Origin of the sequence: Phenylobacterium sp. (assembly GCF_016793225.1) — a bacterium.
Lineage (GTDB): Bacteria > Pseudomonadota > Alphaproteobacteria > Caulobacterales > Caulobacteraceae > Phenylobacterium.
In genome coordinates, this window is record NZ_JAEUMN010000143.1 from 66,405 (window position 1) to 91,201 (window position 24,797).

At 70.5% G+C, this 24,797-nt stretch carries 31 protein-coding genes; 19 read left to right on the forward strand and 12 right to left on the reverse strand.

The window, feature by feature from the left end:
- Window positions 1-15 precede the first annotated feature (15 nt).
- From JNK30_RS16600 to JNK30_RS16610, 3 genes are all read right to left on the reverse strand, one after another.
- Window positions 16-945, reverse strand: coding sequence for a formylglycine-generating enzyme family protein (locus JNK30_RS16600; protein WP_293483845.1), 930 nt, complete (start codon window positions 943-945; stop codon window positions 16-18).
- 159 nt (window positions 946-1,104) lie between these two features.
- Window positions 1,105-1,743 carry a TetR/AcrR family transcriptional regulator gene (locus tag JNK30_RS16605; protein ID WP_293483847.1) on the reverse strand — a complete coding sequence of 213 codons (639 nt, stop codon included), beginning with the start codon at window positions 1,741-1,743 and terminating at the stop codon, window positions 1,105-1,107.
- A gap of 15 nt (window positions 1,744-1,758) precedes the next feature.
- Window positions 1,759-2,409 (reverse strand): TetR/AcrR family transcriptional regulator, encoded by a 651-nt coding sequence (locus JNK30_RS16610; RefSeq protein ID WP_293483849.1) that lies wholly within the window; start codon window positions 2,407-2,409, stop codon window positions 1,759-1,761.
- A 334-nt stretch (window positions 2,410-2,743) separates the two neighbouring features.
- Between JNK30_RS16610 and JNK30_RS16615 the strand changes: the two genes are divergently transcribed.
- Both JNK30_RS16615 and JNK30_RS16620 read left to right on the forward strand, forming a co-directional pair.
- Entirely contained in the window at window positions 2,744-2,941 is a 198-nt protein-coding gene (locus JNK30_RS16615; protein ID WP_293483851.1) for a twin transmembrane helix small protein, read from the forward strand.
- A 10-nt stretch (window positions 2,942-2,951) separates the two neighbouring features.
- Window positions 2,952-3,524 (forward strand): cob(I)yrinic acid a,c-diamide adenosyltransferase, encoded by a 573-nt coding sequence (locus tag JNK30_RS16620; protein ID WP_293483853.1) that lies wholly within the window; start codon window positions 2,952-2,954, stop codon window positions 3,522-3,524.
- On the opposite strand, the gene JNK30_RS16625 is transcribed toward JNK30_RS16620, so the two are convergent.
- On the reverse strand, window positions 3,525-3,821 hold the full coding sequence (locus JNK30_RS16625; RefSeq protein WP_293483855.1) for a hypothetical protein: 297 nt from the start codon (window positions 3,819-3,821) through the stop codon (window positions 3,525-3,527).
- A 148-nt stretch (window positions 3,822-3,969) separates the two neighbouring features.
- Here JNK30_RS16625 and JNK30_RS16630 point away from each other — a divergent pair, with 148 nt between their 5' ends.
- The 12 genes from JNK30_RS16630 to JNK30_RS16685 all read left to right on the forward strand — a co-directional run bounded on the left by JNK30_RS16630 (window position 3,970) and on the right by JNK30_RS16685 (window position 14,134).
- On the forward strand, window positions 3,970-4,716 hold the full coding sequence (locus tag JNK30_RS16630; protein ID WP_293483857.1) for an electron transfer flavoprotein subunit beta/FixA family protein: 747 nt from the start codon (window positions 3,970-3,972) through the stop codon (window positions 4,714-4,716).
- Complete coding sequence (locus JNK30_RS16635; protein WP_293483859.1) at window positions 4,717-5,661, forward strand: electron transfer flavoprotein subunit alpha/FixB family protein; 945 nt, start codon at window positions 4,717-4,719, stop codon at window positions 5,659-5,661.
- A gap of 210 nt (window positions 5,662-5,871) precedes the next feature.
- Complete coding sequence (locus JNK30_RS16640; protein WP_293483861.1) at window positions 5,872-6,750, forward strand: 3-hydroxybutyryl-CoA dehydrogenase; 879 nt, start codon at window positions 5,872-5,874, stop codon at window positions 6,748-6,750.
- An 83-nt stretch (window positions 6,751-6,833) separates the two neighbouring features.
- On the forward strand, window positions 6,834-7,211 hold the full coding sequence (locus JNK30_RS16645; protein WP_293483863.1) for a YciI family protein: 378 nt from the start codon (window positions 6,834-6,836) through the stop codon (window positions 7,209-7,211).
- Entirely contained in the window at window positions 7,208-8,467 is a 1,260-nt protein-coding gene (locus JNK30_RS16650; RefSeq protein ID WP_293483865.1) for an RNA polymerase sigma factor, read from the forward strand. The genes JNK30_RS16645 and JNK30_RS16650 overlap by 4 nt, the downstream gene beginning before the upstream one ends.
- A gap of 101 nt (window positions 8,468-8,568) precedes the next feature.
- Window positions 8,569-8,991 (forward strand): VOC family protein, encoded by a 423-nt coding sequence (locus JNK30_RS16655; protein ID WP_293483866.1) that lies wholly within the window; start codon window positions 8,569-8,571, stop codon window positions 8,989-8,991.
- Window positions 8,992-9,143: 152 nt separating this feature from the next.
- Window positions 9,144-10,400 (forward strand): EAL domain-containing protein, encoded by a 1,257-nt coding sequence (locus JNK30_RS16660; protein WP_293483868.1) that lies wholly within the window; start codon window positions 9,144-9,146, stop codon window positions 10,398-10,400.
- 90 nt (window positions 10,401-10,490) lie between these two features.
- Complete coding sequence (locus tag JNK30_RS16665) at window positions 10,491-11,414, forward strand: hypothetical protein (protein WP_293483870.1); 924 nt, start codon at window positions 10,491-10,493, stop codon at window positions 11,412-11,414.
- Between the two features lie 47 nt (window positions 11,415-11,461).
- A complete protein-coding gene (locus tag JNK30_RS16670; RefSeq protein WP_293483872.1) occupies window positions 11,462-12,337 on the forward strand; it encodes a TIGR01459 family HAD-type hydrolase in 876 nt (291 codons plus the stop codon).
- A 55-nt stretch (window positions 12,338-12,392) separates the two neighbouring features.
- The gene (locus JNK30_RS16675) at window positions 12,393-12,815 is read left to right on the forward strand and encodes a MaoC family dehydratase (RefSeq protein WP_293483874.1); all 423 of its coding nucleotides are present in this window, start codon (window positions 12,393-12,395) and stop codon (window positions 12,813-12,815) included.
- A 13-nt stretch (window positions 12,816-12,828) separates the two neighbouring features.
- On the forward strand, window positions 12,829-13,767 hold the full coding sequence (locus JNK30_RS16680; RefSeq protein ID WP_293483876.1) for a bifunctional riboflavin kinase/FAD synthetase: 939 nt from the start codon (window positions 12,829-12,831) through the stop codon (window positions 13,765-13,767).
- A gap of 40 nt (window positions 13,768-13,807) precedes the next feature.
- Window positions 13,808-14,134: a multidrug efflux SMR transporter gene (locus JNK30_RS16685; RefSeq protein WP_293483878.1), complete on the forward strand. Its 327-nt coding sequence runs from the start codon at window positions 13,808-13,810 to the stop codon at window positions 14,132-14,134.
- 4 nt (window positions 14,135-14,138) lie between these two features.
- Here the strand turns inward: JNK30_RS16685 and JNK30_RS16690 are convergent, their stop codons facing one another.
- The 7 genes from JNK30_RS16690 to JNK30_RS16720 all read right to left on the reverse strand — a co-directional run bounded on the left by JNK30_RS16690 (window position 14,139) and on the right by JNK30_RS16720 (window position 16,602).
- The gene (locus JNK30_RS16690; RefSeq protein ID WP_293483880.1) at window positions 14,139-14,324 is read right to left on the reverse strand and encodes a DUF3606 domain-containing protein; all 186 of its coding nucleotides are present in this window, start codon (window positions 14,322-14,324) and stop codon (window positions 14,139-14,141) included.
- Window positions 14,325-14,341: 17 nt separating this feature from the next.
- Window positions 14,342-14,602 (reverse strand): hypothetical protein, encoded by a 261-nt coding sequence (locus tag JNK30_RS16695; RefSeq protein ID WP_293483882.1) that lies wholly within the window; start codon window positions 14,600-14,602, stop codon window positions 14,342-14,344.
- Window positions 14,603-14,605: 3 nt separating this feature from the next.
- Window positions 14,606-14,761: a hypothetical protein gene (locus JNK30_RS16700; protein ID WP_293483884.1), complete on the reverse strand. Its 156-nt coding sequence runs from the start codon at window positions 14,759-14,761 to the stop codon at window positions 14,606-14,608.
- Window positions 14,762-14,774: 13 nt separating this feature from the next.
- The gene (locus JNK30_RS16705; protein WP_293483886.1) at window positions 14,775-15,131 is read right to left on the reverse strand and encodes a DUF6481 family protein; all 357 of its coding nucleotides are present in this window, start codon (window positions 15,129-15,131) and stop codon (window positions 14,775-14,777) included.
- Window positions 15,128-15,337, reverse strand: a complete 210-nt coding sequence (locus JNK30_RS16710) for a hypothetical protein (RefSeq protein ID WP_293483888.1) — start codon at window positions 15,335-15,337, stop codon at window positions 15,128-15,130. Before JNK30_RS16710 ends, JNK30_RS16705 begins: the two co-directional genes overlap by 4 nt.
- A 40-nt stretch (window positions 15,338-15,377) precedes the next feature.
- Window positions 15,378-15,587 (reverse strand): cold-shock protein, encoded by a 210-nt coding sequence (locus JNK30_RS16715; protein WP_293483890.1) that lies wholly within the window; start codon window positions 15,585-15,587, stop codon window positions 15,378-15,380.
- 247 nt (window positions 15,588-15,834) lie between these two features.
- Window positions 15,835-16,602, reverse strand: coding sequence for a PHB depolymerase family esterase (locus JNK30_RS16720; RefSeq protein ID WP_293483892.1), 768 nt, complete (start codon window positions 16,600-16,602; stop codon window positions 15,835-15,837).
- A gap of 254 nt (window positions 16,603-16,856) precedes the next feature.
- On the opposite strand from JNK30_RS16720, the gene ileS reads away from it, so the two are divergent.
- From ileS to JNK30_RS16735, 3 genes are all read left to right on the forward strand, one after another.
- On the forward strand, window positions 16,857-19,757 hold the full coding sequence (gene ileS / locus JNK30_RS16725) for an isoleucine--tRNA ligase (protein WP_293483894.1): 2,901 nt from the start codon (window positions 16,857-16,859) through the stop codon (window positions 19,755-19,757).
- Entirely contained in the window at window positions 19,754-20,269 is a 516-nt protein-coding gene (gene lspA, locus JNK30_RS16730) for a signal peptidase II (protein WP_293483895.1), read from the forward strand. The genes ileS and lspA overlap by 4 nt, the downstream gene beginning before the upstream one ends.
- A gap of 143 nt (window positions 20,270-20,412) precedes the next feature.
- Entirely contained in the window at window positions 20,413-21,015 is a 603-nt protein-coding gene (locus JNK30_RS16735; RefSeq protein WP_293483897.1) for a DUF3035 domain-containing protein, read from the forward strand.
- A gap of 129 nt (window positions 21,016-21,144) precedes the next feature.
- Here JNK30_RS16735 and JNK30_RS16740 read toward each other — a convergent pair whose 3' ends face one another.
- Complete coding sequence (locus JNK30_RS16740; RefSeq protein WP_293483898.1) at window positions 21,145-22,101, reverse strand: TraB/GumN family protein; 957 nt, start codon at window positions 22,099-22,101, stop codon at window positions 21,145-21,147.
- A gap of 48 nt (window positions 22,102-22,149) precedes the next feature.
- Here JNK30_RS16740 and mutL point away from each other — a divergent pair, with 48 nt between their 5' ends.
- Complete coding sequence (mutL, locus tag JNK30_RS16745; RefSeq protein ID WP_293483900.1) at window positions 22,150-23,988, forward strand: DNA mismatch repair endonuclease MutL; 1,839 nt, start codon at window positions 22,150-22,152, stop codon at window positions 23,986-23,988.
- Window positions 23,985-24,797 (forward strand): class I SAM-dependent methyltransferase, encoded by an 813-nt coding sequence (locus tag JNK30_RS16750; protein WP_293483901.1) that lies wholly within the window; start codon window positions 23,985-23,987, stop codon window positions 24,795-24,797. Before mutL ends, JNK30_RS16750 begins: the two co-directional genes overlap by 4 nt.

Here is a 24,797-nt window from a genome sequence, read left to right on the forward strand (position 1 = left end):
CCGGAACCGGTATTCTCATTCAATATCCCGCGCGGCGCCGCGACGCGCCACGCAGCGGAATCCGATGTGGGAGGTCGGGCTGTCGAGGGGCTGGGGATGTCGCGCCGCGGGCCGGTAGCGGCGGCAGTAGCTCTCCGCGCAGAGGTGCGACCCGCCCTTGAGCACCTTGCGGCCCATGGGGATGTCGGGAGTCTGCGGGTCGTAGCTCTCCGATTCGACGGCGAGCCGGGCCCGGGGCGGGCCGCAGCAGGCCTTGCCGCTCTCGGCCGTGTCCGTGGCGAACCAGTCCACAGTCCACTCCCAGACGTTGCCGATCATGTCGAAGAGGCCGAATCCGTTCGGCGGAAAGACGCCGACGGGCGAGGTGCGGGCCCAGCCGTCTTCCAGCAGGTTCTGCCAGGGGAACTCGCCCTGCCAGTAGTTGGCCATGGCGCGGCCCTCCGGCGCCAGCTCCTGGCCCCAGGTGAACGGCTCGCCCTCGCGCCCGCCGCGCGCGGCGTACTCCCATTCCGCCTCGGTCGGCAGCGACTTGCCCGCCCAGCGCGCGTAGGCGGCGGCGTCGGCGTAAGCGACCTGCACGACAGGGTGATCGAGGATGTCGTCGATGGAGCTGTCGGGACCCAGCGGGTGTCGCCAGTCGGCGCCGAAGACGAAGGACCACCACTGGCCGGGGTCGCCGGTGTCGACGGGGCCGGGCGTGGGCATGAAGACGGCCGAGCCTGCGCGCGCCATCTCCGGCGGCATTCCCGGGTAGTCGCGGGGATCGGGCGCGATCTCGGCGAAGGTGACGTAGCCGGTCGCAGCGACGAACTCGGCGAACTGCCGGTTCGTCACGGGATGGGTGTCGATCCAGAAGTCGCCGACGGCCGCCCGGCGTACGGGCGCCTCTTCCGGATAGTGCGCGTCGGACCCCATGAGGAAATCGCCGCCGCGAATCAGGGTCATCCCCGCGAGCTTCGACCGCCTGGCGGCCTTGGGCTTCAACTTCGAACTCACGCTGCGCCCACCCTCCCGCGGAATGACGGCCCTGGCCTTCTTGCGCCTGGAGGAGCGCTGTCTGGCAAGCGGAAACGCAACGCAGGCTCGCGGGCGGCCGCGCAGCTGCTACCGTTCGGGGGCGAGCCCGGCCACGATCAGACCCAGCTGGCGGTCCATCACGGCGATGAGCGCCTTGGCGTCCGCCTCGGTGGTCACCACGATCCGGTAGGTCCAGGCATAGGCCGCCATCATCAGGTCGACGGCTTCCTGCATGTCGATGTCGGGACGCACCTCGCCGGCCCGGATCCCGGCCTGCAGGATGTCGCGGATCACCTGCTGGAAGTGCTCGTTGCGCCCATAGGGCCGCGCGGCGCCCGACAAGGTATGGTCGAACGCGGCTGCGATGTGCGCCAGGAACAGCCGGACATGGCGCGCCTCGAACTCGAAGTGGATGGCGAACATGGTCCGGAGGCGGTCGACCGTGGACCCGCGAACATGCGGCATCACGCGGTCGACCTCGGCGTAGAGCAGCTCGAGCCGCGCGGCCATCACCTCGGAGAGGATCTCCCCCTTGGACGCGAATGTCGTGAACACCGACCCGACGGCCACGCCGGCGTGCCGCGCGATCTCGCGGATCGTGGTGCCCTCGTAGCCGTGGGCGTCGAACAGCTCGCGCGCGGCGGCGATCACCCGCCGGCGCGTCGCTTCCTTCTGCGACTGCCGGACCGGTGTCGCCTCCGGAAGTGGGTTGGCCTCAGCCGTCATGGCCCGCTGCCCCGGCTAGCCGCGGCGGGCCCCCGCGAGCAGGATCCGGATCTGGTCGCGGGCGCGCGCCTGGAGGGCGTCCAGGCTCCAGCCCTCGAAGATCGCCTGGGGGAAGTTGGAGAGGTAGGTGTCCATCAGCATCTGGCTGCGGAGCTTCACCTCGGCTTCTTGCGACAGTTCGCCACGGGTCACGGCCGAGGCCAGCTGCTCGGTGAAGAGCTCCTGGAACGCCAGCGACGAAGGCAGCCCGCGCAGCGACGGCCCGCCGTCCCGGTCCCACGACACCGAGAAGGCCGCACGCGCCAGCTGAAGACGCGTCTTGTAGAACGTGTAGCCGGCCATGAAGACCTTCAGGAGCGCGTCCTCGACGTTGCGGCCACGCTCGGCCGCCTCGCGCATCGAGGTCACGAGGGCCTCCATGTCGTCGACCATGATCTCGCGGAAGAGGTCCGACTTGTCGGTGAAGTTCGCGAAGACCGCACCGGTCGACATGCCCGCCGCGGCGGCGATGTCGCGGATGGTGGCGCCTTCATAGCCCTGCTCGGAGAAGAGCCGGCGGGCAGCCGCAAGCACCTTCTGGCGGGTCTGCTGCTTGGCGAGCGCGCGGCGCGTGGGGGGACGCGCCGGGGCGTCCGCGGCGACTTGATTGGGGGAGATGTGCTTCATTCGTCTCTTGTCGTTCACCGGTGGGGGTATCCGGCGAAGCGTCTGGTTTCAGGGGGTTTGGAGAGGAGTGGCGGCCTACCACCAACGCTGAACATGTTCAACTAACTCGGTACGTGAGCAAGGTTACGAAGCTGTAATCCGATGGAATCAGCGACCGGCCGCGGTCGAGGCCGGACGGCAAGTCCTTATGTGATAAGGACTCTTACGTCACCCCCCTTCTGCGGAAGGACAGAGGTCGTGTGATCGTTGAACATGATCAAGGTTGATAAAGTCAAGTTTCAAATGAACATGGATGATTGTGGCAAGGCGGCGTTTGCCAGCCTAAGTTCGCCGCATGGACGTCTTCGACTACCTGATCTACGCGGCGCTGGCCGCCGTCGCCATCGTTCTGGCGGCGGGAATCTACGCCCTCTTCCGAGGCGGCGACTTCGGGCGGTCGTGGTCCAACAAGCTCATGCGCCTCCGCGTCCTGACCCAGGCCGTCGCCGTCGCGGTCCTCGTGCTGGCGGTCTGGTGGCGCGGCCAGGGCTGAGGGTCGCCCCGTGGTCACGCTGAACCGGATCTACACCCGCACGGGCGACGCCGGCGCGACCCGCCTGGCCACCGGCGCGACCGTGAGCAAGTCCGACCTGCGCGTCGAGGCCTATGGGGCGGTCGACGAAACCAACGCATGCCTGGGCCTGGCGCGGGCGTCGCTGGCCGACCCCGAGCTCGACGAGATCCTGGCCCGGCTGCAGAACGAGCTCTTCGATCTGGGGGCCGACCTGGCCACGCCGGCGCGCCCCGACGAGCCCGAGGGCGCGGTGCTGCGGGTCAGCGACGCCCAGGTGGCGCGACTTGAGACCGAGATCGACCGGCTGAACGACCGCCTGCCGGCGCTGCAGTCGTTCGTCCTTCCGGGGGGGACGTCGGCCGCGGCGGCCCTGCACCTGGCGCGGACGGTCTGCCGGCGAGCGGAGCGGGAGGCTGTTCGGCTCGTGGAGACGGGCGAGCCGGTCAGCGCGCCGGCGTTGCGCTACCTGAACCGGCTGTCGGACCTGCTCTTCGTCGCCGCGCGGTGGGCCAACGGCCGCGGCGAGGCCGAGGTGTTCTGGGTCTCGGGCGCGACCCGCTAGCTACTCCTTCGGCGCGGATGCGGGCGTCGCGGGCGCCTTCGCCGGAGCGGCCGGGCGGCCGATGGCGCGCTTGGCCTCGGCCAGCGCCTTCTCGTCGGTGATGACCCGGCCCGTGATGTCGGAGATGAGCACCGGCGTGGCGCAGACCCGTTCGACGGGATCCCACCACTTCTTCAGCTCCTTCTCGCACTTCTGCGCGGGCATGACCCACCACACCTGCCAGACGCCGACTCCGATCGCGGCGGCGACGAAGAGGCAGATGAAGATGAGCTTCAGGCGCTCGATATTCGGGTTCATGGGAGCCTTTTACGTAGGGACAGGCAGGTCTGGCTAGTTTTGTGCGCTGCGGCAGGACCGCCCGCGCCGCACTTGCAAACCGCGTGGGAACGGGTATCAGCCACCGGCTTAAGTCATTTCCGCGAACAATTTGAGGCGCTAGCAACCCATGAAGGTGTTGGTCCCGGTCAAGCGGGTGATCGACTACAACGTCAAGGCCCGCGTGAAGGCCGACCAGACGGGCGTCGACCTCGCCAACGTCAAGATGTCCATGAACCCGTTCTGCGAGATCGCGGTCGAAGAGGCCGTCCGTCTCAAGGAGAAGGGCGCAGCCACCGAGGTGGTGGCGGTGTCCGTCGGCCCGACTCAGGCCCAGGAAACCCTGCGCACCGCGCTCGCCATGGGCGCCGACCGCGCGATCCTGGTCCAGACCGACCAGGACCTGGAGCCGCTGGCGGTGGCCAAGGTCCTCAAGGCGGTGATCGCCGAGGAGAACCCCGAGCTCGTCCTGATGGGCAAGCAGGCCATCGACGGCGACAACAACGCCGTCGGCCAGATGCTCTCGGCCCTGCTCGACTGGCCCCAGGCGACCTTCGCCTCGGAAGTGGCCATCGGCGGCGGCAAGGCGACGGTGACGCGCGAGGTCGATGGCGGCCTGCAGACGATCGACGTGAGCCTGCCCGCGGTCGTCACGGCGGACCTGCGCCTGAACGAGCCGCGCTACGCCTCGCTGCCCAACATCATGAAGGCGAAGAAGAAGCCGCTGGACGTGAAGGAGCTGGGCTCCCTCGGCGTCGACACGGCGCCGCGCCTCAAGGTCGTGAAGGTCACCGAGCCGGCCAAGCGCCAGGCCGGGATCAAGGTCGAGACGGCCGCCGACCTCGTCTCCAACCTCAAGACCGCGGGGGTCCTCTAAATGGCCGTTCTCGTCATCGCGGACCACGACAACGCGACTCTCAAGGACAACACGCACAAGGTGGTGACCGCCGCCCAGGCGATCGGCGGCGACGTCGACGTGCTGGTGGCCGGCTCGAACACCGCCGCGATCGCGGCCGAGGCGGCCAAGATCGCCGGCGTGCGCAAGGTGCTGACGGCCGAGAGCGCCGAGCTCGGTCAGGGGCTGGCCGAGGCGATGGCCGACCTCGTGGTGGGCCTGGCCGGCGGCTATGACCACATCCTCACGCCGGCGACCTCGCAGGGCAAGAACTTCAGCCCGCGCATCGCGGCGAAGCTGGACGTGGCCCAGATCTCGGACGTGACCGAGGTGGTCTCGGCCGACACCTTCACGCACCCGATCTATGCGGGCAACGCGATGGAGACGGTGCAGTCGGGCGACGCCAAGAAGGTCCTGACCGTCCGCCCGACCGCCTTCAAGGCGGCCGCGGACGGCGGCTCGGCCTCGGTCGAGAGCGTGGCGGCCCCCGCCGCGCCGGCCAAGACCAAGTTCGTTGACCAGAAGATCGTGAAGTCGGCCCGGCCTGAGCTTGGCGGCGCCAAGATCGTCGTTTCGGGCGGCCGCGCCATGGGCTCGGCCGAGGAGTTCCAGAAGGTCATCGAGCCGCTCGCCGACAAGCTCGGCGCGGCCGTCGGCGCCAGCCGCGCGGCGGTGGACGCGGGCTACGCGCCCAACGACTACCAGGTCGGCCAGACCGGCAAGGTGGTCGCGCCGGAACTCTACGTCGCCATCGGCATCTCGGGCGCCATCCAGCACCTGGCCGGCATGAAGGACTCCAAGGTGATCGTGGCGATCAACAAGGACGCCGACGCGCCGATCTTCCAGGTGGCCGACTTCGGCCTCGTGGCCGACTACAAGGCCGCGGTCCCCGAGCTGATGAGCGCGCTCACCGCAGCGGGCAAGTAGGCTCCTCCGACATCCGACATGCGACGGGCGGCTCCGCGAGGGGCCGCCCGTTTGCGTTGCGGGCGCGACGTGGGACCTCAAAACACCATCGACCGGTGGAATTCATTTTGCGGCGCAGCAAAGGTCTTGCCGCGGCGCGCCATACCCGTGTTAGAAAGCTGCCGCGAAACTGTGCGAAAACTTGCAAGCGGCATCGAAGGCCTGGTCTGAATGGTTGACATCAAGACGGTCGGCATCATCGGCGCAGGCCAGATGGGCACCGGCATCGCCCACGTGGTGGCCCTGGGCGGCTACGACGTGCTGCTCCACGACGTGAGCCAGGAGCGCCTGCAGCAAGGCCTCTCCGTCATCGAGAAGAACATGACCCGCCAGGTCTCGCGAGGCGTGATCGAGCCCGCCGCCATGGAAGCGGCTATGAAGCGGATCAAGCCGGCCGGCGAACTTCAGGCCGTGGGCGGGACCGACCTGGCCATCGAGGCCGCCACCGAGAACGAAGAGACCAAGAAGACGATCTTCAAGGCCCTGTCGCCGCACCTCGGGCCCGACACGCTGCTCGCCTCGAACACCTCGTCGATCTCGATCACGCGGCTGGCCTCGGCCACCGACCGTCCCGGCAAGTTCATCGGCCTGCACTTCATGAACCCTGCGCCGGTCATGAAGCTGGTCGAGATCATCCGCGGCATCGCCACCGACGCCGACACCTACGAGACCGCGGTGCAGTTCGCCCAGTCGCTGGGCAAGACCACCTCGAACGCCGAGGATTTCCCGGCCTTCATCGTCAACCGCATCCTGGTTCCGATGATCAACGAGGCGATCTACACGCTCTATGAGGGCGTGGGCACCGTCGACGCCATCGACACGGCCATGCGGCTGGGCGCCAACCACCCCATGGGGCCGCTCGAGCTGGGCGACTTCATCGGCCTCGATACCGTGCTCTCGATCATGAACGTGCTGTACGAGGGCCTCGCGGACTCGAAGTACCGGCCCTGCCCGCTGCTGGTGAAGTACGTCGAGGCCGGCTGGCTGGGCCGCAAGTCGGGCCGCGGCTTCTACGACTACCGCGGCGACAAGCCCGTCCCCACGCGCTGACCGCCCTTCCCGGCGGACAAAATTGCGCCCCTCTGTCGGGCGGTCGTATCCTCGTGCGTCCTGTGTCCGAACGAGGAAATCCCATGCTGTACGCCCTGCTCTGCTACAATGACGAGGCGACCGTCTGGGCCTGGGACAAGACGCAGGAAGACGAGGTCATGCGCCGCATCGCCGTGGTGCGCGAGAAGCTGGAGGCCCAGGGCAAGCTCGGCCCGTCGCTGCGCCTGCTGCCCACCACGGCGGCCACCACCCTGCGCAAGAGCGACCCGCCGCTGATCATCGACGGCCCCTTCGCCGAGACGAAGGAGCAGCTGCTCGGCTTCTACATCCTGGACGTCGCCGACCTCGACGAGGCGATCGCCGTCGCCAAGGCGCTGGGCGAGGCCAATCCCGGCGGCGCCTACGAGATCCGGCCGCTCGCGGTCTACAACACCGGCGCGGATCTGCGCGTGCCGGCGTGAGCGACCTCGCCTGGATCAACGCGGCCATCACGGCCGCGCGGCCCCAGGCGGTCGGGGCGCTGCTCCGCTACTTCCGGGACCTGGACACGGCCGAGGAGGCCTTCCAGGACGCCTGCCTGCGCGCCCTCGGAAACTGGCCGAAGAACGGTCCGCCGCGCGATCCCGCGGCCTGGCTCATCATGGTGGGACGAAACGCCGCGCTCGACGGCGTTCGCAAGCGCGCCCGCAACACCGAACTCCCATCGGAGGAGACTCTCTCCGACCTGGACGACCAGGAGACGCGTGCGGCCGACCGCGTGGACGAGGGGGCATATCGCGACGACGTCCTGCGGCTGCTCTTCATCTGCTGCCATCCCGACCTGCCGGCCACCCAGCAGATCGCGCTCGCGCTGCGGATCGTCGCGGGCCTCTCGGTCGCCCAGATCGCCCGGGCGTTCCTGGTCTCGGAAGCGGCGATGGAGCAGCGGATCACCCGCGCCAAGCGCCAGGTCGGCGCCGGCGACGCCCCTTTCGAGACGCCCGGCGCGGTCGAGCGGTCCGAGCGGCTGGCCGCCGTGGCCGCCATGCTCTACCTGGTCTTCAACGAGGGCTATTCGACCGGCGGCAACCCAGAGCGCGCACAGCTGTGCGACGAGGCCATCCGGCTGGCCCGCCTGCTGCTGCGGCTCTTCCAGACCGAGCCCGAGATCATGGGCCTGCTCGCGCTGATGCTGATCCAGCACTCGCGAACGCCCGCCCGCTTCGACGCCGACGGCCAGGTGGTGCTGCTGGAAGACCAGGACCGCCGTCTCTGGCGCGCGCCGATGATCGCCGAGGGCCTCGCGCTGATCGAAAAGGCGCTGCGTCACCGGCGGCCGGGCCCCTACCAGGTGCAGGCCGCCATCGCAGCGCTGCACGCCCGCGCCGCCACGCCGGCCGACACCGACTGGCCTCAGATCGACGCCCTCTACGCCAGCCTGGAGCGGATGACGCCGTCGCCGGTCATCACGCTGAACCGGGCGGTGGCGGTCTCGAAGGTGCGCGGCGCGGCGGCGGCGCTCGAGATGATCGACCCGCTGCAGGACCGGCTCTCGGGCTACTTCCACTTCCACGGCCTGAGGGGTGCCCTCAATCTCGAGCTGGGCCGGCACGGCGAGGCCCGCGCCGCCTTCGACCGGGCGATCGCGCTGGCCAACACCGCGGCCGAAGCCGCGCACATCCGCGCCCACCTCGACCGGCTGGCCGCCGACCACCAGCCGGCGAATACCGCGGGCTGAGACCCTCCCTCCTTTCCCCCGAGCGGGAAAGGAAGAGCTGTGATTGTCGGCGCGAGCTTGGTTCGCGCGTCCTTGGTCCAGGATCAGCCAGGAGCAACCCGATGCCCGAGACTCTCGACGCGCCCGCCATGCCGAAGGTGGAGACCAAGGGGGGCGTCGTCGCCTACCTGGCCGTCGACGGCGCGCTGAAGGCGGCCGACTTCTACGCCAAGGCGTTCGCCGCCGAGGTGGCGTTCGCCCATCCCGCCGACGAGCAGGGGCGGACCATGCACGTCCACCTCCATATCAACGACAGCTCGGTCATGCTCGGCGACTTCTACCCCGAGCATGGACACAGCTTCGAAGCCCCCGCCGCCTTCATCATCCAGCTCATCGTCGAGGACTGCCGCGCCTGGTTCGACCGCGCCGTCGGCGCCGGCTGTCAGGCGCTGGTCGAGCCGCAGGTGATGTTCTGGGGCGACACCTGGGCCCAGGTGAAGGACCCGTTCGGGTTCGTCTGGGCCTTCGACCAGCCGGCCGCGTAAACCGCGACGGGCGGGTCCGCGCGCGCGCCTCCCCAGCGCCGCGGGCCCGCGACCCGATTCGGCGTTAACCAAACCCGAACCGCGGCATGGTTAATGAGTTCGACGAGGCCGGAGTCCGCAGCGGATACTCCGGGTGATTCGGAACGGGATCCATGCGGCGGCTCACCTTCGCGCTCCTCTGCGCGACCTACTTCTGCCTCTCGCTGATCGTGGCGCTCACGCTGTGGCGCAACGGGATGGGCGCCGGCGTGGCCGTCTCGTCGTTCCTGGGCGCCTTCGGCCTCTGCATCGCCTCGCACGGCATGGTCATGCGCTTCCTCGAGATGCGCGAGATCCGCGGCGAGGTGGAGGCGGTCCGCGACGCCCACAAGATCCTTCTCGACCAGGTGGTGAGGATCGACGGCCGCGTCACCGAGGTGGCCCGGGCCGTCGAGGCCGACCTCACCCGGGGCGCAGAGCTGACCGACGAAGTCCACATGCTGGAGGAGCTGGTGCAGCGCCTGGGGCGCCGCTTCGACGAGCAGCCCGAGCCGTACCTGGCCGCCCGCGCCGGCCAGGACGTTCGCGGATCCGACGCCCGCCGCCCCCAGGGGCTGCTGGACGTGGTCCGGGACGCCCTCACCGAGAACCGCGTCGACCTCTACCTGCAGCCGGTGATGGCCCTGCCGCAGCGCAAGACCGTCTTCTACGAGAGCTACTCGCGCCTGCGCGACGCCACGGGCCGCGTCATCCTGCCGGCCGAGTATCTGGCCGTGGCCGAGCCGGCCGGGCTGGTGACCGCCATCGACAACCTGCTGCTCTTCCGCTGCGTGCAGATCGTGAGGCGGCTGGCGCAGCGCGACCGGCGCGTGGGGATCTTCTGCAACATCTCCATGGCCAGCCTGGGCGACGAGGAGTTCTTCCCGCAGTTCCTCGAGCTGCTCCGGGCCAACCGCGACCTGGCGCCCGCCCTCGTCTTCGAGATCGGCCAGCAGGCGTTCGAGACCCGCAACGGGGTCCAGGCCCGCAACATGGCCCGCCTGGCCGACCTCGGCTTCCGCTTCTCGGTCGACAAGGTGGTCAACCTCGACCTGGACCTGCAGGACCTCGGCCGCTCGGACGTGAAGTTCCTGAAGGTCGGGGCCCAGACCCTGCTCGACGAGCTCACCGAGGTCGACGACCGGCTCGTCCTGCGCTCCATGCCCGACCTGGCGGCCGAGGACTTCGCCCTGCTGTTGCGGCGCTACGGCGTCGATCTGGTGGCCGAGAAGGTCGAGAACGAGCGGCAGGTGGTCGATCTGCTCGACCTCGAGGTGCAGCTCGCCCAGGGCCACCTGTTCGGCGAGCCGCGGGCGATCAAGAACGACGTCCTGGCCGAGGCCGGCGCGCCGGCCTCGAACGTCGAGCGCCTGAGGCCCCGAGCCGCGTAGGGCAAGCCGGCGCGCGGGGCCTTCCCGCCGTGGGCTCTTGCCGTACGGCCGGCCGCGGACGAGCATGAGGCGCCAGCAGGGGGGCGTGGCATGCACAGGTTGATCATCGCCGCAGCGGCGCTCGCCTCCGTCACGACCGCGCAGGCGGCGCCGCCGGATCTCGGCGGCCTGTGGACCAGCGGCTCGCTCACGCCGCTCGAACGGCCCAAGGACTTCAAGGCCTTGACGATCAGCGAGCCGGAAGCCCGCGCCTATGAGGCCCGCCGGCGCAATCAGCCGCCCCCCATCGAGGACGACGTCGGCGGCGCGGACTCCGAGTGGTGGGAGACCGACGAACCGCTGCAGCGCGTCCGGGGCCAGCCGCGCACCTCGCTGATCGTCTCGCCCGCCGACGGGAAGCTGCCCTTCACCGCGGCCGCCGCCGCCCGCAACAAGGATCGCACCGCGCGACGCAAGCTGACGACCGACAATCCGGAGGACCGAGGGCGCGGCGACCGCTGCCTGCCGGGGGCGCTCGCCGGACCGCCGATGATCAACGGGGTCTACAACAACAACTTCCGCATCGTGCAGACCCGCGACCACCTGGTCATCCAGGCGGAGTACCTCGGCGACGTGCGCATCGTGCGGCTCGACCCGCGGGCGCGGCGCGGGCCGCCGCACGTGCGCCGGTGGCTCGGGGAGTCCATCGGCCACTGGGAGGGGGACACCCTGGTCATCGTGACGACCAACTTCACGGCGACCGAGGTGGACGCGCCGGACGGCGATCCCGCGGCGGACGCCGTGGTGATCGAGCGGCTCACGCGCCTGGGCCCGGACCGGCTCGGCTACGCCTTCACGGTGCGCAATCCGTCGCTCTACGTCATGCCCTGGCAGGGCGAGATGGAGCTTCGCACCACCGCAGGGCCGCTCTTCGAGGTGGCCTGCCATGAGGGGAACTACGCCCTGCGGAGCATGCTGGCGGGTTCGCGGCAGGCCGAGGCGCAGGCTCCGGCGCAGGATGGTAGCAAGCCCTGAGGCGCGCGCCTTCGCCGAGCCGCATCGATGTGCTACCCGCGCCTCGCATGAACGCCCCCACACCGATCGCCGGGCTCGGCGAGCTCGCCGCCCGCTACGATGTCCTTCTCTGCGATGTCTGGGGCGTGATCCACAACGGCCGCGAGAGCTTCCCCGCGGCCTGCGCCGCCCTGGCGCGGTACCGGGCCGAGGTGGGCCCCGTCATCCTGATCTCGAACGCCCCGCGGCCGCATCCCCCGATCGTGGACCAGTTGGACTCCCTCGGCGTCCCGCGCGAGGCCTGGACGCGGCTCATCACGTCGGGCGACGCCACCCGGGCGCTTCTGGCCGAGCGCGGGGGGCGCGTCTGGAAGATCGGACCGGACCGGGACGAGGTGCTCTATGAAGGCCTGGGCCTCACCGACGCCGGGCCGGGCGACGCCGACTTCATCTGCGTCACCGGGCCCTATGACGACGAGACCGAGGAGCCTGCGGACTACCGCGACCGCTTCCTGACGTGCGTGGAACGGGGCCTGGAGCTGATCTGCGCCAACCCCGACATCGTGGTGCAGCGCGGCGACCGGCTGATCTACTGCGGCGGCGCCCTGGCCCAGTTGTACGAGAACCTGGGCGGCCGGTCCGTGATGGCGGGCAAGCCCTACGCCCCGATCTACGAGATGGCCCTGAGGGCCGCCGAGGCCGAGCGCGGCGGGCCGATCGATCCGCGCCGCGTGCTCTGCATCGGCGACGGGCTGCCCACCGACGTCCGGGGCGCAAATGCGCGTGGCCTCGACGTCCTGTTCGTCGCCAACGGGATACACGGCGGCGAGACGATTGGGGCCGACGGCCTGGACGCACGCGTCGTGGCGGATCTCCTGCGCCGCGAGGCGCTTTTCGCGAACTGGGTAACTCCCGATCTGGCGTGGTCGGCGGGGGCGCTCTAGGACCGGAGCGTGGACCGTTCCTGGGGGCGACGTCCGCGTTCCAAGGGAGCGGTCGGTGCAAGGCTTCTATTTCGACGAGCTGACAGTCGGCCAGACCGCCGAGACCAGCCGCGTGGTGGGCCTGGCCGACATTCAGGCTTTCGCCGACGTCTCGGGCGACCACAACCCGCTGCACCTGGACGAGGCCTACGCCAAGACCACGACCTTCGGCGAACGCATCGCCCACGGGATGCTCTCGGCCTCGTTCATCTCGGGGCTGATCGCGAACAAGCTGCCCGGGGCCGGGGCCATCTACCTGTCCCAGTCGCTTCGGTTCCGCAGGCCGGTGAAGATCGGCGACCTGGTCGGGGTTCGGGTCACGGTCAAGGCGCTCGACGAAGCCCGCGGGCACGTCACGCTCGACACGATCTGCGAGGTCGCGGGCAAGACGGTCATCGACGGTGAAGCCCTGGTGATTGCGCCCCGCCGCCCGGCGTGACAATCGGGGGCGCATGAAGCGCATCCGGGTGATCCGCGGCTGGAAGGACCTGCCGCCAGAGGACCGCGGCGCCGCCGTGGCCATGGGCAGCTTCGACGGCGTCCACAAGGGCCACCAGCAGGTGATCGAACTGGCCGCCCGCGCCGCGGGCGATCTGGACGCGCCGCTCGGGGTCATCACCTTCGACCCCCACCCCCGCGTCTATTTCCGGCCCGACGAACCGGCGTTCCGGCTGATGAAGACCGACCAGCAGGCGCGCGCGCTGGAGAAGCTGAACGTCGACATCCTCTACGTCCTGCCGCTGGACGCCGAGCTGGCCGGGATGACCGACCGAGAGTTCGCCACGCAGGTGCTCCACCAGGGCCTGGGCGCGCGCCACGTGGCGGTCGGGTTCGACAACTCCTTCGGCAAGGGCCGCACCGGCACCCCGGACACCATGCGCCAGTACGGGGATGAGCTCGGCTTCGGGGTCTCGGTGGCCGACCCCGTGGGCCACGGCGGCGAGAAGTTCTCGTCGACCCAGGTGCGCGACGCGCTCCGCGACGGTCGGCCCGAGGTCGCGGCCGACATCCTGGGCCGCCCTTTCGCCATCGAAGGCACGGTCCAGCGGGGCCGGCAGCTGGGCCGAAAGCTGGGATTTCCCACCGCGAACGTGGACCTCGCCGACTATGTGACGCCGCGCTTCGGCGTCTACGCCACCCGTACCCGCCTGTCGGACGGGCGGCAGTTCGACGGCGTGGCCAACATCGGCATGAACCCGACGGTCCAGGGGCTCACCCGCCCGCTGCTCGAGGTCTGGATGTTCGACTTCGACGAGGACATCTACGACCGCATCATCGAGACCGACCTCGTCGCCTTCCTGCGTCCGGAAGAGAAGTTCGACGGGCTCGAGGCGATGACCGTGCAGGTGATGAGGGACGCGGACGAGGCCCGCAGGGTGCTGGGAAGCTGAGCGGGCCGGCCGACCGGCGGAAGGCGATGGAGGCGACCCGATGACGGCCTGGCTCTACCTGGCGGCGGCGATCGCCCTGGAAATCGGCGGGACCTTCTTCCTGAAGCTGTCGAACGGCTTCGAGAAGGCGCACTGGGGCGCGGTCTCGATCGCCCTCTACTCCGCATGCTTCTGGGTGCTCGCGCCGGCGCTGAAGGCGATTCCGGTGGGGGTGGCCTACGCCATCTGGTCGGGGGTCGGCATCATGGCCGCGGGCGCCATCGGGGCGTTCGCGTTCGGCGAGCGGCTGGGGCCGCTGCAGCTGGGCTTCATCGCCCTCATCCTGGTGGGCGCCGTCGGCCTGCGGCTGACGACCGCCGAGGCGTAGCGCGTCAGCGGCGCTTGCCGAGTTCGGCGGCGATGTCCTTGGTGAGGCGGCCGACCTTGCGATGGGCGGCGGTGAGCTGCTCGCGCGTCACGCCCCACTTCTTCATCCAGTATTCGACGGCCTTGCGCTCGGAGAGGTCGAGCCGGTCCTTGTCGATGAAGAAGCCGCCCTTGTCCTTCAGACCGGCCATGGCGCGCGCCCCTTCCGTCAGCGGCCGACGGCCGTGATGTCCTTGATCAACGCCTGGACGGGGGCCTTGCCGCCGACGCTCCAGACCAGCTTGAGGAAGGCCAGCGTGCGCGCGGCCGCGTCCTCGTACTTCCAGTCGCAGCCCACGAAGCTGCAGCCGGCGAACGCCGGCGGCTCGCCGCCGCCATAGACCAGGCGGCAGTCGCGGAACTCGCAGTCCGAGAAGGTTTCGCCGTCCATGAGGACGGTCTCGTGGTTGTAGATCTCGCCCTGCGGCATGGCTCAGTCCTGTTCGTCGGATCCGCCGCCGGGCGCATCGCCCGCGGCGCGGTCGCGCTCGCGCTGGGCCCGCTTGGCCTCGGCCTTTTCGGCGGTCTTGAGCGCCTTCAGGCGCTCGCGCTCGCGGCGTTCGAAATCGTAGTTCGGCTTTCTCGCCATGGATGTCTCCGGATCAGCGGGCCTTGCGGGCGGCGTAGCGCGCGTCGCGCTTGGCTTTCTGTTCGGCCTTGGTGAGCGCCTTGCGCTCCTTGCGCTCGCCGCGCTTGGCGTCGAGGGCGGCGGCGGCGGCGGCTTCCTCGGACACCCGCTTGGCCTCGGCGGCGTCGTGTGCGGCCTGGATGCGGGCGGCCTTGGCCTCGGCCCGGTCCTGGCGCACCTGGGCCAGCTCGGCCTGCCGCGCCTCGGCGCTGGGCGTGAAGTCGGCGGCCGTCACGGTCGGCTTGGGCTTGAACCCCGCCAGCAGGGCCTTCTTCGCTTCGGCGGCGGTCTTGAGGCGTTCGGCGAAGCCGGTGCGCTGGATTTCGTTCATGGTCGCCTTGGGTCAGTCGCGGCCTGGGCCGCCGGGAAGGTCGCCGCGCAGATGGCGGCCAGGTGGCCGCGGATGCTGCGGGGCGCGAGCAGGGCGTCGACGGCGCGGCAGCCGTCCGCCTTCAGGCGCAGCTTGAGGCCTTCGATGTCGGGTGCGGCGCCGGAGCGGGCGAGCTCGTAGGCGCGTTCGATGGTCGATGTGGTCATGGGCAGGTCGCCGGGCGGTTTCCCGCCCGGCCCGGTTTCGTCAGACAGCTTGCAGCTGGCCGGCCGACATCTTGCCGCTGCGCTGGTCGCGCTCGAGCTCGAAGCCGATCTTCTGGCCTTCGTTCAGGCTGCCGAGGCCCGCCCGCTCGACGGCCGAGATGTGCACGAACACGTCGTTGCCGCCGTTGTCAGGTTGGATGAAGCCGAAGCCCTTGGTGGGGTTGAACCATTTCACGGTGCCGGTGGTCATGTTTTTCGCCTTTCAGGCATAGATTTGCGCGCGCTCCGGATGGAGCGTCGATCGATATCTCGGAGTGGATCTTGGGAAGTCCGGGCTCGATCCGAAGAACAAGCGTGGAGAGCAACCGAACCAATTCGAATTTCGATTTTCCATAGGTAGCACAAATCTTCCGAGAACTCCAGGACATTCTGGAGTCCTGCCGGGACAGGCGGGCCTTTGAGGGCGCGATGGCTGGCTGAATCAGCCCTGCCGTCGCCTAGTTGGCGCGCTGGCGCCGTTGCTGGAACAGCCACGCCGGAAGGGCCTCGTCGGCGAACCCGGGGTCCCAGGAGTTGTGGTTCACCCCGGCCAGCTCCTTGTAGGTGACGGCCGCGCCGGCGGCCTTCAGGGCCGCGGCCATCTTCCGCGACTCGTCGACCGGGACCACCACGTCGGCGTCGCCGTGGATGATCCACACCGGCGCGCGGGCGATGCGCTGCGCCAGGGCCGCGAAGGGGTCGGGGCCGGCGGCGATCGGCGGGAGGCCCCGGAACGATCCGGCGAAGCCGCAGACCGGCACGAGGGCGGCGAAGCGGTCGGGATTCTCATACGCCAGCCGCCAGGTCCCGTTGCCCCCCATGGACATGCCCGCGAGGTAGACGCGGTCGGGGTCGGTGCGGAACTCCCGCTCGGCCGCAGCCAACGCGGCCAGCGCCATCTTGGCGGGGGCGCCCATCCAGAGCTGGTCCTTGGGCGCCTGGGGGAAGACCACGATGGCGGGCCAGCGCTCGGGATGGCGACGGATCGCGCCCCCCAGCCCCACCTCGGTCTGCAGCAGCCCGTCCGAGCCGCGCTCGCCCGCGCCGTGGAGGGCGAGGATGACGGGCGGTGGTCCTTTCGCAAGCTGGCGAGGCACATAGACCTGGTAGGCATAGGCCTTGCCGTCGACGGTGATCGTCCGGTCCAGGAACCCGGTCTCGGCCAGGGCGGCGGACGGGGCCGCCAGAACGAACAGCGCCGCAAGCGCCAGCATCCACCGCATCATCGGGCCTCTCCCTCCGTTTGCCCGATCCTTGCCTGCCCCTTCGGCGCTGTCATCCCGCATTCGGCCGCGTCACGGCAGCGCGCCGCGGAGGGTGACGCCTCGGCCGCCCTCTGCTAGACGCTGCCGCCATGACTTCGGTCCGGAAGAGCGCGCGAATTATCCGCCCGGCGTGACGCCGCCGGACGAATTCCGTTCCAGCGCGCGCCGGGTTCTCACCCCGCACCTCTAGACCTCCGGACACACTGGACAGAGTTATGGCCGACGACGCCGAAACACCCCTTCGCGACTACCGCGAGACCGTCTTCCTTCCCGAGACGCCCTTCCCCATGCGCGCCGGACTCCCGCAGAAGGAGCCCCAGATCCTGGCGAAGTGGGAGGCGGACGACCTCTACCGCCAAATGCGCGCCGAGCGGCAGCGCGCCGGCGCGCCGCTGTTCGTCCTGCACGACGGACCGCCGTACGCCAACGGCGCCATCCACATCGGCCACTCCCTGCAGAAGACGCTGAAGGACTTCGTCGTCCGCTCGCGGTTCCTGCTGGGCTACGACGTGGACTACGTGCCCGGCTGGGACTGCCACGGCCTGCCGATCGAGTGGAAGATCGAGGAGGAGCTGCGCGCCAAGGGCCGCCGGAAGGACGAGGTCGGCAAGGCCGAGTTCCGCAAGCTGTGCCGCGACTACGCCGCCCACTGGATGGAGGTGCAGAAGCAGGGCTTCAAGCGCCTGGGCGTCGTCGGCGACTGGGAAAACCGCTACGCCACCATGGACTTCACGAGCGAGGCCGCGATCGTCGCCGAGTTCCACAAGTTCGTGGCGTCGGGCCAGCTCTACCGCGGCTCGAAGCCGGTGATGTGGAGCCCGGTCGAGAGGACCGCGCTCGCCGACGCCGAGGTCGAGTACCACGACCACGTGAGCCCGACGATCTGGGTGAAGTTCCCGGTCACCGAGGGCAGCGACGCCGCCCGCGGGGCCAGCGTGGTGATCTGGACCACCACGCCCTGGACCATCCCCGCCAACCGGGCGATCAGCTACAACGACGCCATCGCCTACGGCGTCTACGTGGTCGACGCCATGGAGGCGGGCCTGGAGTTCGAGCCCTGGGCCCGGCCCGGCGACAGGCTGATCGTCGCCGACAAGCTGGCGGCGGACGTGTTCGCGGCCGCCAAGATCGCCAAGGCCCGCCGTCTCGAGACCATCGATTGCCAGGGCATGGAGTGCGAGCACCCGTTCGCCAACCTCGATCCCCACTACAGGTTCGGCGTGCCCCTGCTCGCCGGCGACCACGTCACCGACGACGCCGGCACGGGGTTCGTCCACACCGCGCCGGGCCACGGCGCCGACGACTACCTGGTCTGGCTGGCCCACGGCCACCGCGAGATCCCGGAGACCGTCGATCCCGACGGCGCCTACTATCCGCACGTGGCCCTGTTCGGCGGGCTGAAGGTGCTGGAGACCGAGGGCAAGAAGGCCGGCCGGTTCGGGCCGGCGAACCCGGCGGTCATCGAAAAGCTGATCGAGGCGGGCCGGCTCCTGGCGCGCGGGCGTCTCGAACACAGCTATCCGCACAGCTGGCGCTCGAAAGCGCCGGTGATCTTCCGCAACACGCCGCAGTGGTTCATCCGCATCGACGAGCCGATCGAGACGAAGGCGCTGGGCGGGCGCACCCTGCGCGAGGCCGCGCTGGAGGCGATCGAGGCCACGGCCTTCTATCCCGCGCAGGGCAAGAACCGCATCCGGGCGATGGTCGAGAGCCGGCCCGACTGGCTGATCAGCCGCCAACGCGCCTGGGGCGCGCCGCTGGCCATGTTCGTGGACAAGGAGACGGGACAGCCGCTGCACGACCCCGAGGTCGACCGCCGCACCGTGGACGCCATCGCCCGGGAGGGCGCGGACGCCTGGTTCAACCGGCCGGTCACCGACTTCCTGGGCCAGCACGATCCCGACCGCTACGAGAAGGTCGAGGACATCCTGGACGTCTGGTTCGATTCGGGCTCGACGCACGCCTTCACGCTGGAGAACCGCGCCCACACCAAGTGGCCCGCCGACCTCTACCTGGAAGGCTCGGACCAGCACCGCGGCTGGTTCCAGAGCTCACTGCTGGAGAGCTGCGGCACGCGCGGCCGGGCGCCCTACGACGCCATCCTCACCCATGGCTTCACCATGGACGAGAACGGCGAGAAGATGAGCAAGTCCAAGGGCAACACGGTCGACCCCGAGGTGGTCATCCGCGAGTCCGGGGCCGAGATCATCCGCCTGTGGGCTGCGATGATCGACTACGCCGACGACAGCCGGATCGGGAAGACGATCCTGCAGACCACGTCCGACGCCTACCGCAAGCTGCGCAACACCGTGCGCTACATGCTGGGCGCGCTCGCCGACTACGGGCCTGACGAGGCGGTCGAACTGGCCGAGATGCCGCCGCTGGAGCGCTACATCCTGCACCGGCTGTGGGAGCTCGACGGCCAGGTGCGCGCCGCCTACGAAGGCTATGTCTTCCAGGACGTGATCCGGCCGATCCTCGATTTCTGCCAGGACGACCTGTCGGCGCTGTTCTTCGACGTCCGCCGGGACGCCCTCTACTGCGACCGGCCCGACAGCCTGCGCCGGCGTGCGGCCCGCACGGTGATGGACGCGGTGTTCGAACGGCTGACGGCGTGGCTCAGCCCGCTGATCCCCTTCACCACGGAAGAGGCGTGGACGACACGCTTCCCGCAGGGCCATTCCAACTGCCTGCGGACGATCCCGGCGACGCCGGCCGAATGGCGCAACGACGCCGAAGCCGCCCGCTGGGCCAGGGTGCAGCAGGCGACCTCCGTGGTGACCGGCGCGATCGAGGTCGAGCGGCGCGAGAAGCGGATGGGCGCCGCGCTGGAAGCCGCGCCGCGCGTGCACCTGGAGAGCGCCGACCTGCGTGCGGCCTTCGAGGGGCTGGACCCGGCCGAGGTGTTCCGCACCAGCGCCGCCGAACTCGTCGCCGCGGCCGGCGGCGGCTTCCGGCTGGCCGAGTCGCCCGGCGTGGGCGTGGACGTGCAGAAGGCCCAGGGCCACAAGTGCGCCCGCTGCTGGCGCATCCTGCCCGAGGTGGCCGCGCCGAAGTTCCTCTGCGAGCGCTGCGACGACGCCGTGGCGGCCTGGGACGCGGAGCGGGGGGCATGAGCGAGGCCGTGCAGGCCGCGACGGCGCCCCGCGGGATCACGCCCTGGGGCTGGCGCGCCTTCGCCATCGCCGCCGTGGTGATCGTGCTGGACCAGTTGACCAAGTACTGGATCCTGTCGGTCGTACGCCTGCCCGAACGCGCCACCATGGAGGTGTTCGGCCCGCTCAACTTCACGCGCATCTGGAACGAGGGCGTGAGCTTCGGCCTGTTCCAGGCCGAGCACGATCTGGTGCGCTGGGGCTTCGTGGCCTTCTCGGCGGCCGTGGCGGTGCTGCTGGCGGTCTGGGCCCGCAACCAGACGCGCGCCCTGACCGCGCTGGGGCTGGCTCTGGTGATCGGCGGCGCGGTCGGCAACGCCATCGACCGGGCGCGGTTCGGCGCGGTGGTGGACTTCATCGACGTGAGCGCGCTGGGGTTCTTCCCCTGGATCTTCAACATCGCCGACGCGGGGATCACGATCGGCGTGATCCTGCTGCTGTTCGACAGCCTGCGTCCGCAACGCCCCGCCTGACGCCGTTGGCGCGCCGCGGGGATTCGTCTATTCCATCTCTTCGGGACGGGAGCCCGCCGCCGTTTTCCCGCCACGGAGAGCGGCGATACGTCGAAGCTGGCGCCTGGGCTCGGTCCGAGCCGCGCATGGGAGTTCTAGGGTAGATGACCGTCAAACGCGTGATCGTGGCCAACCGCGCGATCGTGGCCAACCGAGTGATCGTGGCGACCGCCGCCCTGGTCGCGGCCGCGGGCCTCGCCGGCTGCCAGTCGACCCAGAAGGCGCTGGGCATGTCCAAGGTGACGCCCGACGAGTTCCGGATCGTCACCAAGGCTCCGCTCGTGGTGCCGCCCGACTATGCCCTGCGCCCGCCCGCCCCCGGCGAGCCGCGTCCGCAGGAGCTGCAGCCCGAGAGCGCAGCGCGCAACGCCCTGCTGGGCCAGCGTGAGGCCGAGCAACGCTCCGACGGCGAGAAGCTGCTGGTCGCCAAGGCCGGCGCCGAGAAGGCCGACCCGCTGGTCCGCTACGTGGTCGACGACGAGTTCGGCGACATCGCCCACAAGGAAAAGAGCTTCGCCGACCGGGTGATGTTCTGGAAGAAGGACGAGGCGGCCGCCGCCCAGCCGCAACAGACCGCGGCCCTCGACGGGTCGAACGCGCCCATCGACGCCGCCGCCGAGAAGGAACGCATCGCCAAGCTGACCGGCGGCAAGCCCGTGCTGATCGAGCGCCAGGGCAAGAGCAAGATCAAGCTCCCGGGACTTTGATCGCCCTCCCCTGAACGCTCAGGGGAACGCCCGTCAGATGCTCCCCCCAAGGGGGAGCTCGCGAAGCGAGAGGGGGCGCCGCCCCCTCGACGCCCTCATCCGCGTGACGATGCCTGGTCAACCGCCCGGCTAGTCCTCGCCCGGCGTCTTGACCGTGTGACCGGCGGCCCGAAGGCGGTCGAGGACTCCGCCCTGCGCGAGCAGCGGGCGCAACTGCACCAGCACGATCGCGTGGCCGGGCTGCTTCAGGGCGTTGGTGATGGCGGCGGCCGTGTCGGCCTTGGTGCGCTCGTCGTAGCTGCGGCCGCCCGCGACGGCCGACAGGCAGCGCTCGTAGGTCCGCTCGTTGTTGAGGGCGCCGGCCACGTCGCCCTCGGCCCAGGCCCGCGCCGCCGCGAGCGTCACGCCGGGTCCGGCCTCGGCCTGCTGAAGCACTTCCTCGAAGCACATGCGGCCCACCGAGGCGGGTGTGCGGATGATGCCGCCCAGCTGTCCGCCCAGGTCGTAGCTCTTTTCGACCACCTTTAAGCGGCGCTGCTGCGCCAGGTAGCGGACGAGCTTGGCGGGATCCATGTTGGTGAGCTCGTTGCGGTCCCGGTAGTCGATGGCGAGCTGGACGCCGGCCGCGAGCGGGTTGCTCGTGGGGTAGTGTCGCGCGTCCTGACCCAGCCGCGTGCGGACGGCGACGAAGCGGGCGCGGGTCGCCGGATCGAGCCGCTCCTCGTAGGGACCGCCGGTTCGCAGCCGCATCAGGTTGAACGCCGTGCCCAGTGAGCCCGCGGCCTTCGCGCGGACGTTGACGAACGGCAGGACCACCATGTTGGCCCCCTGCAGCCGGCGCTCGAAGATCGACCGGTCCCACTGCATGCGCTTGGGCGCCAGCGAGGGCACGCCCAGGACGTAGACGGTGGTGTCGGCGTCCTGCACCCGCCACCACGCCGGGCCGGGCAGCCGGCCGCGGACCACCAGTTCCTCGACCAGGGTGGCGTCGGGATCGTCGGCGGGCGGCGCCGCCGGGGCCTGGGACTGCGCGGGAAGCGCGCAGAGGGCGATCGCCGCGGCCAGGATCAGGGCTCGATTCAGCACGGACAGAAGGCTCCTTGGAATCGTACTATGTAGATACGAAGCGCCGACATGCCGATCCGCCGCCTCCCGCCCGAGCTCATCAACCGCATCGCCGCCGGGGAGGTGGTGGAGCGCCCCGCCAGCGCGGTCAAGGAGCTGGTGGAGAACGCGCTGGACGCCGGCGCGCGCGAGGTCCAGGTCCAGGCCGACGGCGGCGGCCTCAGCCGCATCCTCGTCGCCGATGACGGCGGCGGCCTGACGGCGGCCGAGCTGCCGCTGGCGGTGGAGCGCCACGCGACCTCCAAGCTCGCGCCCGACGATGCGGGCGACTACGACCTCCTGCGCATCGCCACCCTTGGGTTCCGCGGCGAGGCCCTGCCGTCCATCGGCTCGGTCGCGCGGCTTTCGATCACCAGCCGCGCCCGGGGCGCCGCGGACGCCTATGCGATCTTCGTGGACGGCGGCGCCGTGGGCGCGGTGTCGCCGGCGGCGTTCCCCGGTCCGCACGGGGCGCGGGTGGAGGTGCGCGACCTCTTCTATGCGACGCCCGCCCGGCTGAAGTTCATGAAGTCCGAGCGGGCCGAGAGCCAGGCCATCGCCGAGGAGCTGAAGCGCCAGGCCATGGCGCACGAGGCCGTCGGCTTCTCGCTCGACCTCGACGGACGCCGCAGCCTGCGCCTGCCCGCCGAGGCGTCGGGCGACGAGGGCCGACTGGCGCGTCTGGGCGCCGTGATGGGCCGGGAGTTCTCGGAGAACGCGCTGCTCATCGACCACGAGCGCGAGGGCGTGCGCCTGTCCGGCTATGCGGGCCTGCCCACCTACAACCGCGGCAACGCCGCCCACCAGTACCTGTTCGTGAACGGCCGGCCGGTGCGCGACCGGCTGCTGCAGGGGGCGCTGCGGGGCGCCTATGCCGACTTCCTGGCGCGCGACCGCCACCCGGCGTGCGCGCTCTACATCGAGCTCGATCCCGCGCTCGTGGACGTCAATGTGCACCCGGCCAAGGCCGAGGTGCGCTTCCGTGACCCTGGCCTGGTGCGGGGGCTGATCGTGAGCGGGCTGCGGCATTCGCTGGCCAGCGCCGGTCACCGGGCGTCGACGACCGTGTCCATGGCCGCGCTGGGCGGCTTCCGGCCGCAGGCCTTTCCGCCGCCCCGGCCCTCGGGCGCCGGGTTCTCGGCCTGGTCTGCGGGCGGCTGGACGCCGAACGCCGCAGTCGCCGTCGCCCAGGCCATCCCCGGTCTCGCGGCGTTGTCAGCCCGGGCCGAAGCGCCGGGTCCCGGGATGGCGGAGCCCGGGGCCCCGTCTCCGGCCCTCGATCCGGTGGACTTCCCGCTGGGAGCGGCGCGCGCCCAGGTGCACGAGACCTACATCGTGGCCCAGACCCGCGACGGCGTGGTCATCGTCGACCAGCATGCCGCGCACGAGCGGCTGGTCTACGAGCGCATGAAGGGCGAACTGGCCGAAGGCGGCGTCGCGCGCCAGGCCCTGCTGCTGCCCGAGGTGGTGGAGCTGGATCCGGCCGAGGCCGACCGCGTCCTGGCGCGCGCCGACGAGCTCGCGGCCCTGGGCCTCTCCATCGAGAGCTTCGGGCCAGGCGCGGTGCTGGTGCGCGAGGTCCCCGCGCTGCTGGGCGAAACCGACGCGGCGGGCCTGATCCGCGACATCGCCGACGACCTCGCCGAGAACGGCCAGGCCCTGGCGCTGAAGGAGCGGCTCGAGGACGTCTGCTCGACCATGGCCTGCCACGGCTCGGTCCGCGCCGGCCGCCGGCTCAGCGCGCCCGAGATGAACGCCCTGCTGCGCCAGATGGAGGCCACGCCCCACTCCGGCCAGTGCAACCACGGACGCCCCACCTACGTGGAGCTCAAGCTCGCCGACATCGAGCGGCTGTTCGGACGCCGATGAGCGCCGCGGCGGTCCGGCCCGATCTGACCGCAAGACTCCGGCCTCCGGATCGAGCGCCCGTTCCGTGCAAGGTCTGCGGTGGCGAGGCGGCCCTGTTCGGCGTGCTCGACTTCAACCGCAACTGCGTTGAGGAGCGCGGCGGCCGGCTGCCGCTCGCCGGGGTCCCAATCTACTACCGCCGGTGCCGGGGCTGCGGCCTGGTGTTCACCGACGCCTTCGACGCCTGGAGCCACGACGACTTTCGCGCGCACATCTACAACGACGCCTACGCCGAGGTGGACCCGGACAGCGAGGAGACCCGGCCCATCCAGAACGCGCGCTGGGTCACGGCGCGCCTCGGGCCGGGCCTCCAGGGCCGCCGGGTGCTGGACTATGGCGGCGGCGGCGGACGGTTCTGCGCCGAGCTGCGCGCGGCAGGCCTGGCGTGCGAGACCTACGATCCGATCTACCCCGAGACGGGCGGACGTCCCGAGGGGCGGTTCGAACTGGTCACCTGCTTCGAGACCCTGGAGCACCTGCCGGACCCGCGGGGCGGAGCCGCCGACCTCGCCGCGCTCACGGCCGACGACGGCGTGATCTTCTTCTCGACGCTGGTGCAGCCGGCCGACTTCGACCGGCGCGGCCTCTCCTGGTGGTACATCGGCCCCCGGAATGGCCACATCACCCTGTACTCACGGCACGCGCTGGCGCTCCTGTGGCGTGGCCTGGGCTTCTCCGTCGCGTCGTTCAACGACAACCTGCACATGGCCTTCCGCGACGCGGAGCCGCCGGCCTTCGTGCGCGAGGCGTTCAAGCCGCGGGCGGGATAG

Excerpts from the sequence above, each read along its gene's own strand:
- JNK30_RS16705 (WP_293483886.1), bottom strand. The coding sequence starts at position 15,131 with ATGAACGAAATCCAGCGCACCGGCTTCGCCGAACGCCTCAAGACCGCC.
- JNK30_RS16645 (WP_293483863.1), top strand. The coding sequence starts at position 6,834 with ATGCTGTACGCCCTGCTCTGCTACAATGACGAGGCGACCGTCTGGGCC.
- JNK30_RS16660 (WP_293483868.1), top strand. The coding sequence starts at position 9,144 with ATGCGGCGGCTCACCTTCGCGCTCCTCTGCGCGACCTACTTCTGCCTC.
- JNK30_RS16680 (WP_293483876.1), top strand. The coding sequence starts at position 12,829 with ATGAAGCGCATCCGGGTGATCCGCGGCTGGAAGGACCTGCCGCCAGAG.
- JNK30_RS16715 (WP_293483890.1), bottom strand. The coding sequence starts at position 15,587 with ATGACCACCGGCACCGTGAAATGGTTCAACCCCACCAAGGGCTTCGGC.
- JNK30_RS16655 (WP_293483866.1), top strand. The coding sequence starts at position 8,569 with ATGCCCGAGACTCTCGACGCGCCCGCCATGCCGAAGGTGGAGACCAAG.
- mutL (WP_293483900.1), top strand. The coding sequence starts at position 22,150 with ATGCCGATCCGCCGCCTCCCGCCCGAGCTCATCAACCGCATCGCCGCC.
- JNK30_RS16710 (WP_293483888.1), bottom strand. The coding sequence starts at position 15,337 with ATGACCACATCGACCATCGAACGCGCCTACGAGCTCGCCCGCTCCGGC.
- JNK30_RS16635 (WP_293483859.1), top strand. The coding sequence starts at position 4,717 with ATGGCCGTTCTCGTCATCGCGGACCACGACAACGCGACTCTCAAGGAC.
- JNK30_RS16600 (WP_293483845.1), bottom strand. The coding sequence starts at position 945 with ATGACCCTGATTCGCGGCGGCGATTTCCTCATGGGGTCCGACGCGCAC.
- JNK30_RS16640 (WP_293483861.1), top strand. The coding sequence starts at position 5,872 with ATGGTTGACATCAAGACGGTCGGCATCATCGGCGCAGGCCAGATGGGC.
- JNK30_RS16605 (WP_293483847.1), bottom strand. The coding sequence starts at position 1,743 with ATGACGGCTGAGGCCAACCCACTTCCGGAGGCGACACCGGTCCGGCAG.
- lspA (WP_293483895.1), top strand. The coding sequence starts at position 19,754 with ATGAGCGAGGCCGTGCAGGCCGCGACGGCGCCCCGCGGGATCACGCCC.
- JNK30_RS16720 (WP_293483892.1), bottom strand. The coding sequence starts at position 16,602 with ATGATGCGGTGGATGCTGGCGCTTGCGGCGCTGTTCGTTCTGGCGGCC.
- JNK30_RS16700 (WP_293483884.1), bottom strand. The coding sequence starts at position 14,761 with ATGGCGAGAAAGCCGAACTACGATTTCGAACGCCGCGAGCGCGAGCGC.
- ileS (WP_293483894.1), top strand. The coding sequence starts at position 16,857 with ATGGCCGACGACGCCGAAACACCCCTTCGCGACTACCGCGAGACCGTC.
- JNK30_RS16685 (WP_293483878.1), top strand. The coding sequence starts at position 13,808 with ATGACGGCCTGGCTCTACCTGGCGGCGGCGATCGCCCTGGAAATCGGC.
- JNK30_RS16615 (WP_293483851.1), top strand. The coding sequence starts at position 2,744 with ATGGACGTCTTCGACTACCTGATCTACGCGGCGCTGGCCGCCGTCGCC.
- JNK30_RS16665 (WP_293483870.1), top strand. The coding sequence starts at position 10,491 with ATGCACAGGTTGATCATCGCCGCAGCGGCGCTCGCCTCCGTCACGACC.
- JNK30_RS16630 (WP_293483857.1), top strand. The coding sequence starts at position 3,970 with ATGAAGGTGTTGGTCCCGGTCAAGCGGGTGATCGACTACAACGTCAAG.
- JNK30_RS16750 (WP_293483901.1), top strand. The coding sequence starts at position 23,985 with ATGAGCGCCGCGGCGGTCCGGCCCGATCTGACCGCAAGACTCCGGCCT.
- JNK30_RS16695 (WP_293483882.1), bottom strand. The coding sequence starts at position 14,602 with ATGCCGCAGGGCGAGATCTACAACCACGAGACCGTCCTCATGGACGGC.
- JNK30_RS16690 (WP_293483880.1), bottom strand. The coding sequence starts at position 14,324 with ATGGCCGGTCTGAAGGACAAGGGCGGCTTCTTCATCGACAAGGACCGG.
- JNK30_RS16670 (WP_293483872.1), top strand. The coding sequence starts at position 11,462 with ATGAACGCCCCCACACCGATCGCCGGGCTCGGCGAGCTCGCCGCCCGC.
- JNK30_RS16610 (WP_293483849.1), bottom strand. The coding sequence starts at position 2,409 with ATGAAGCACATCTCCCCCAATCAAGTCGCCGCGGACGCCCCGGCGCGT.
- JNK30_RS16625 (WP_293483855.1), bottom strand. The coding sequence starts at position 3,821 with ATGAACCCGAATATCGAGCGCCTGAAGCTCATCTTCATCTGCCTCTTC.
- JNK30_RS16735 (WP_293483897.1), top strand. The coding sequence starts at position 20,413 with ATGACCGTCAAACGCGTGATCGTGGCCAACCGCGCGATCGTGGCCAAC.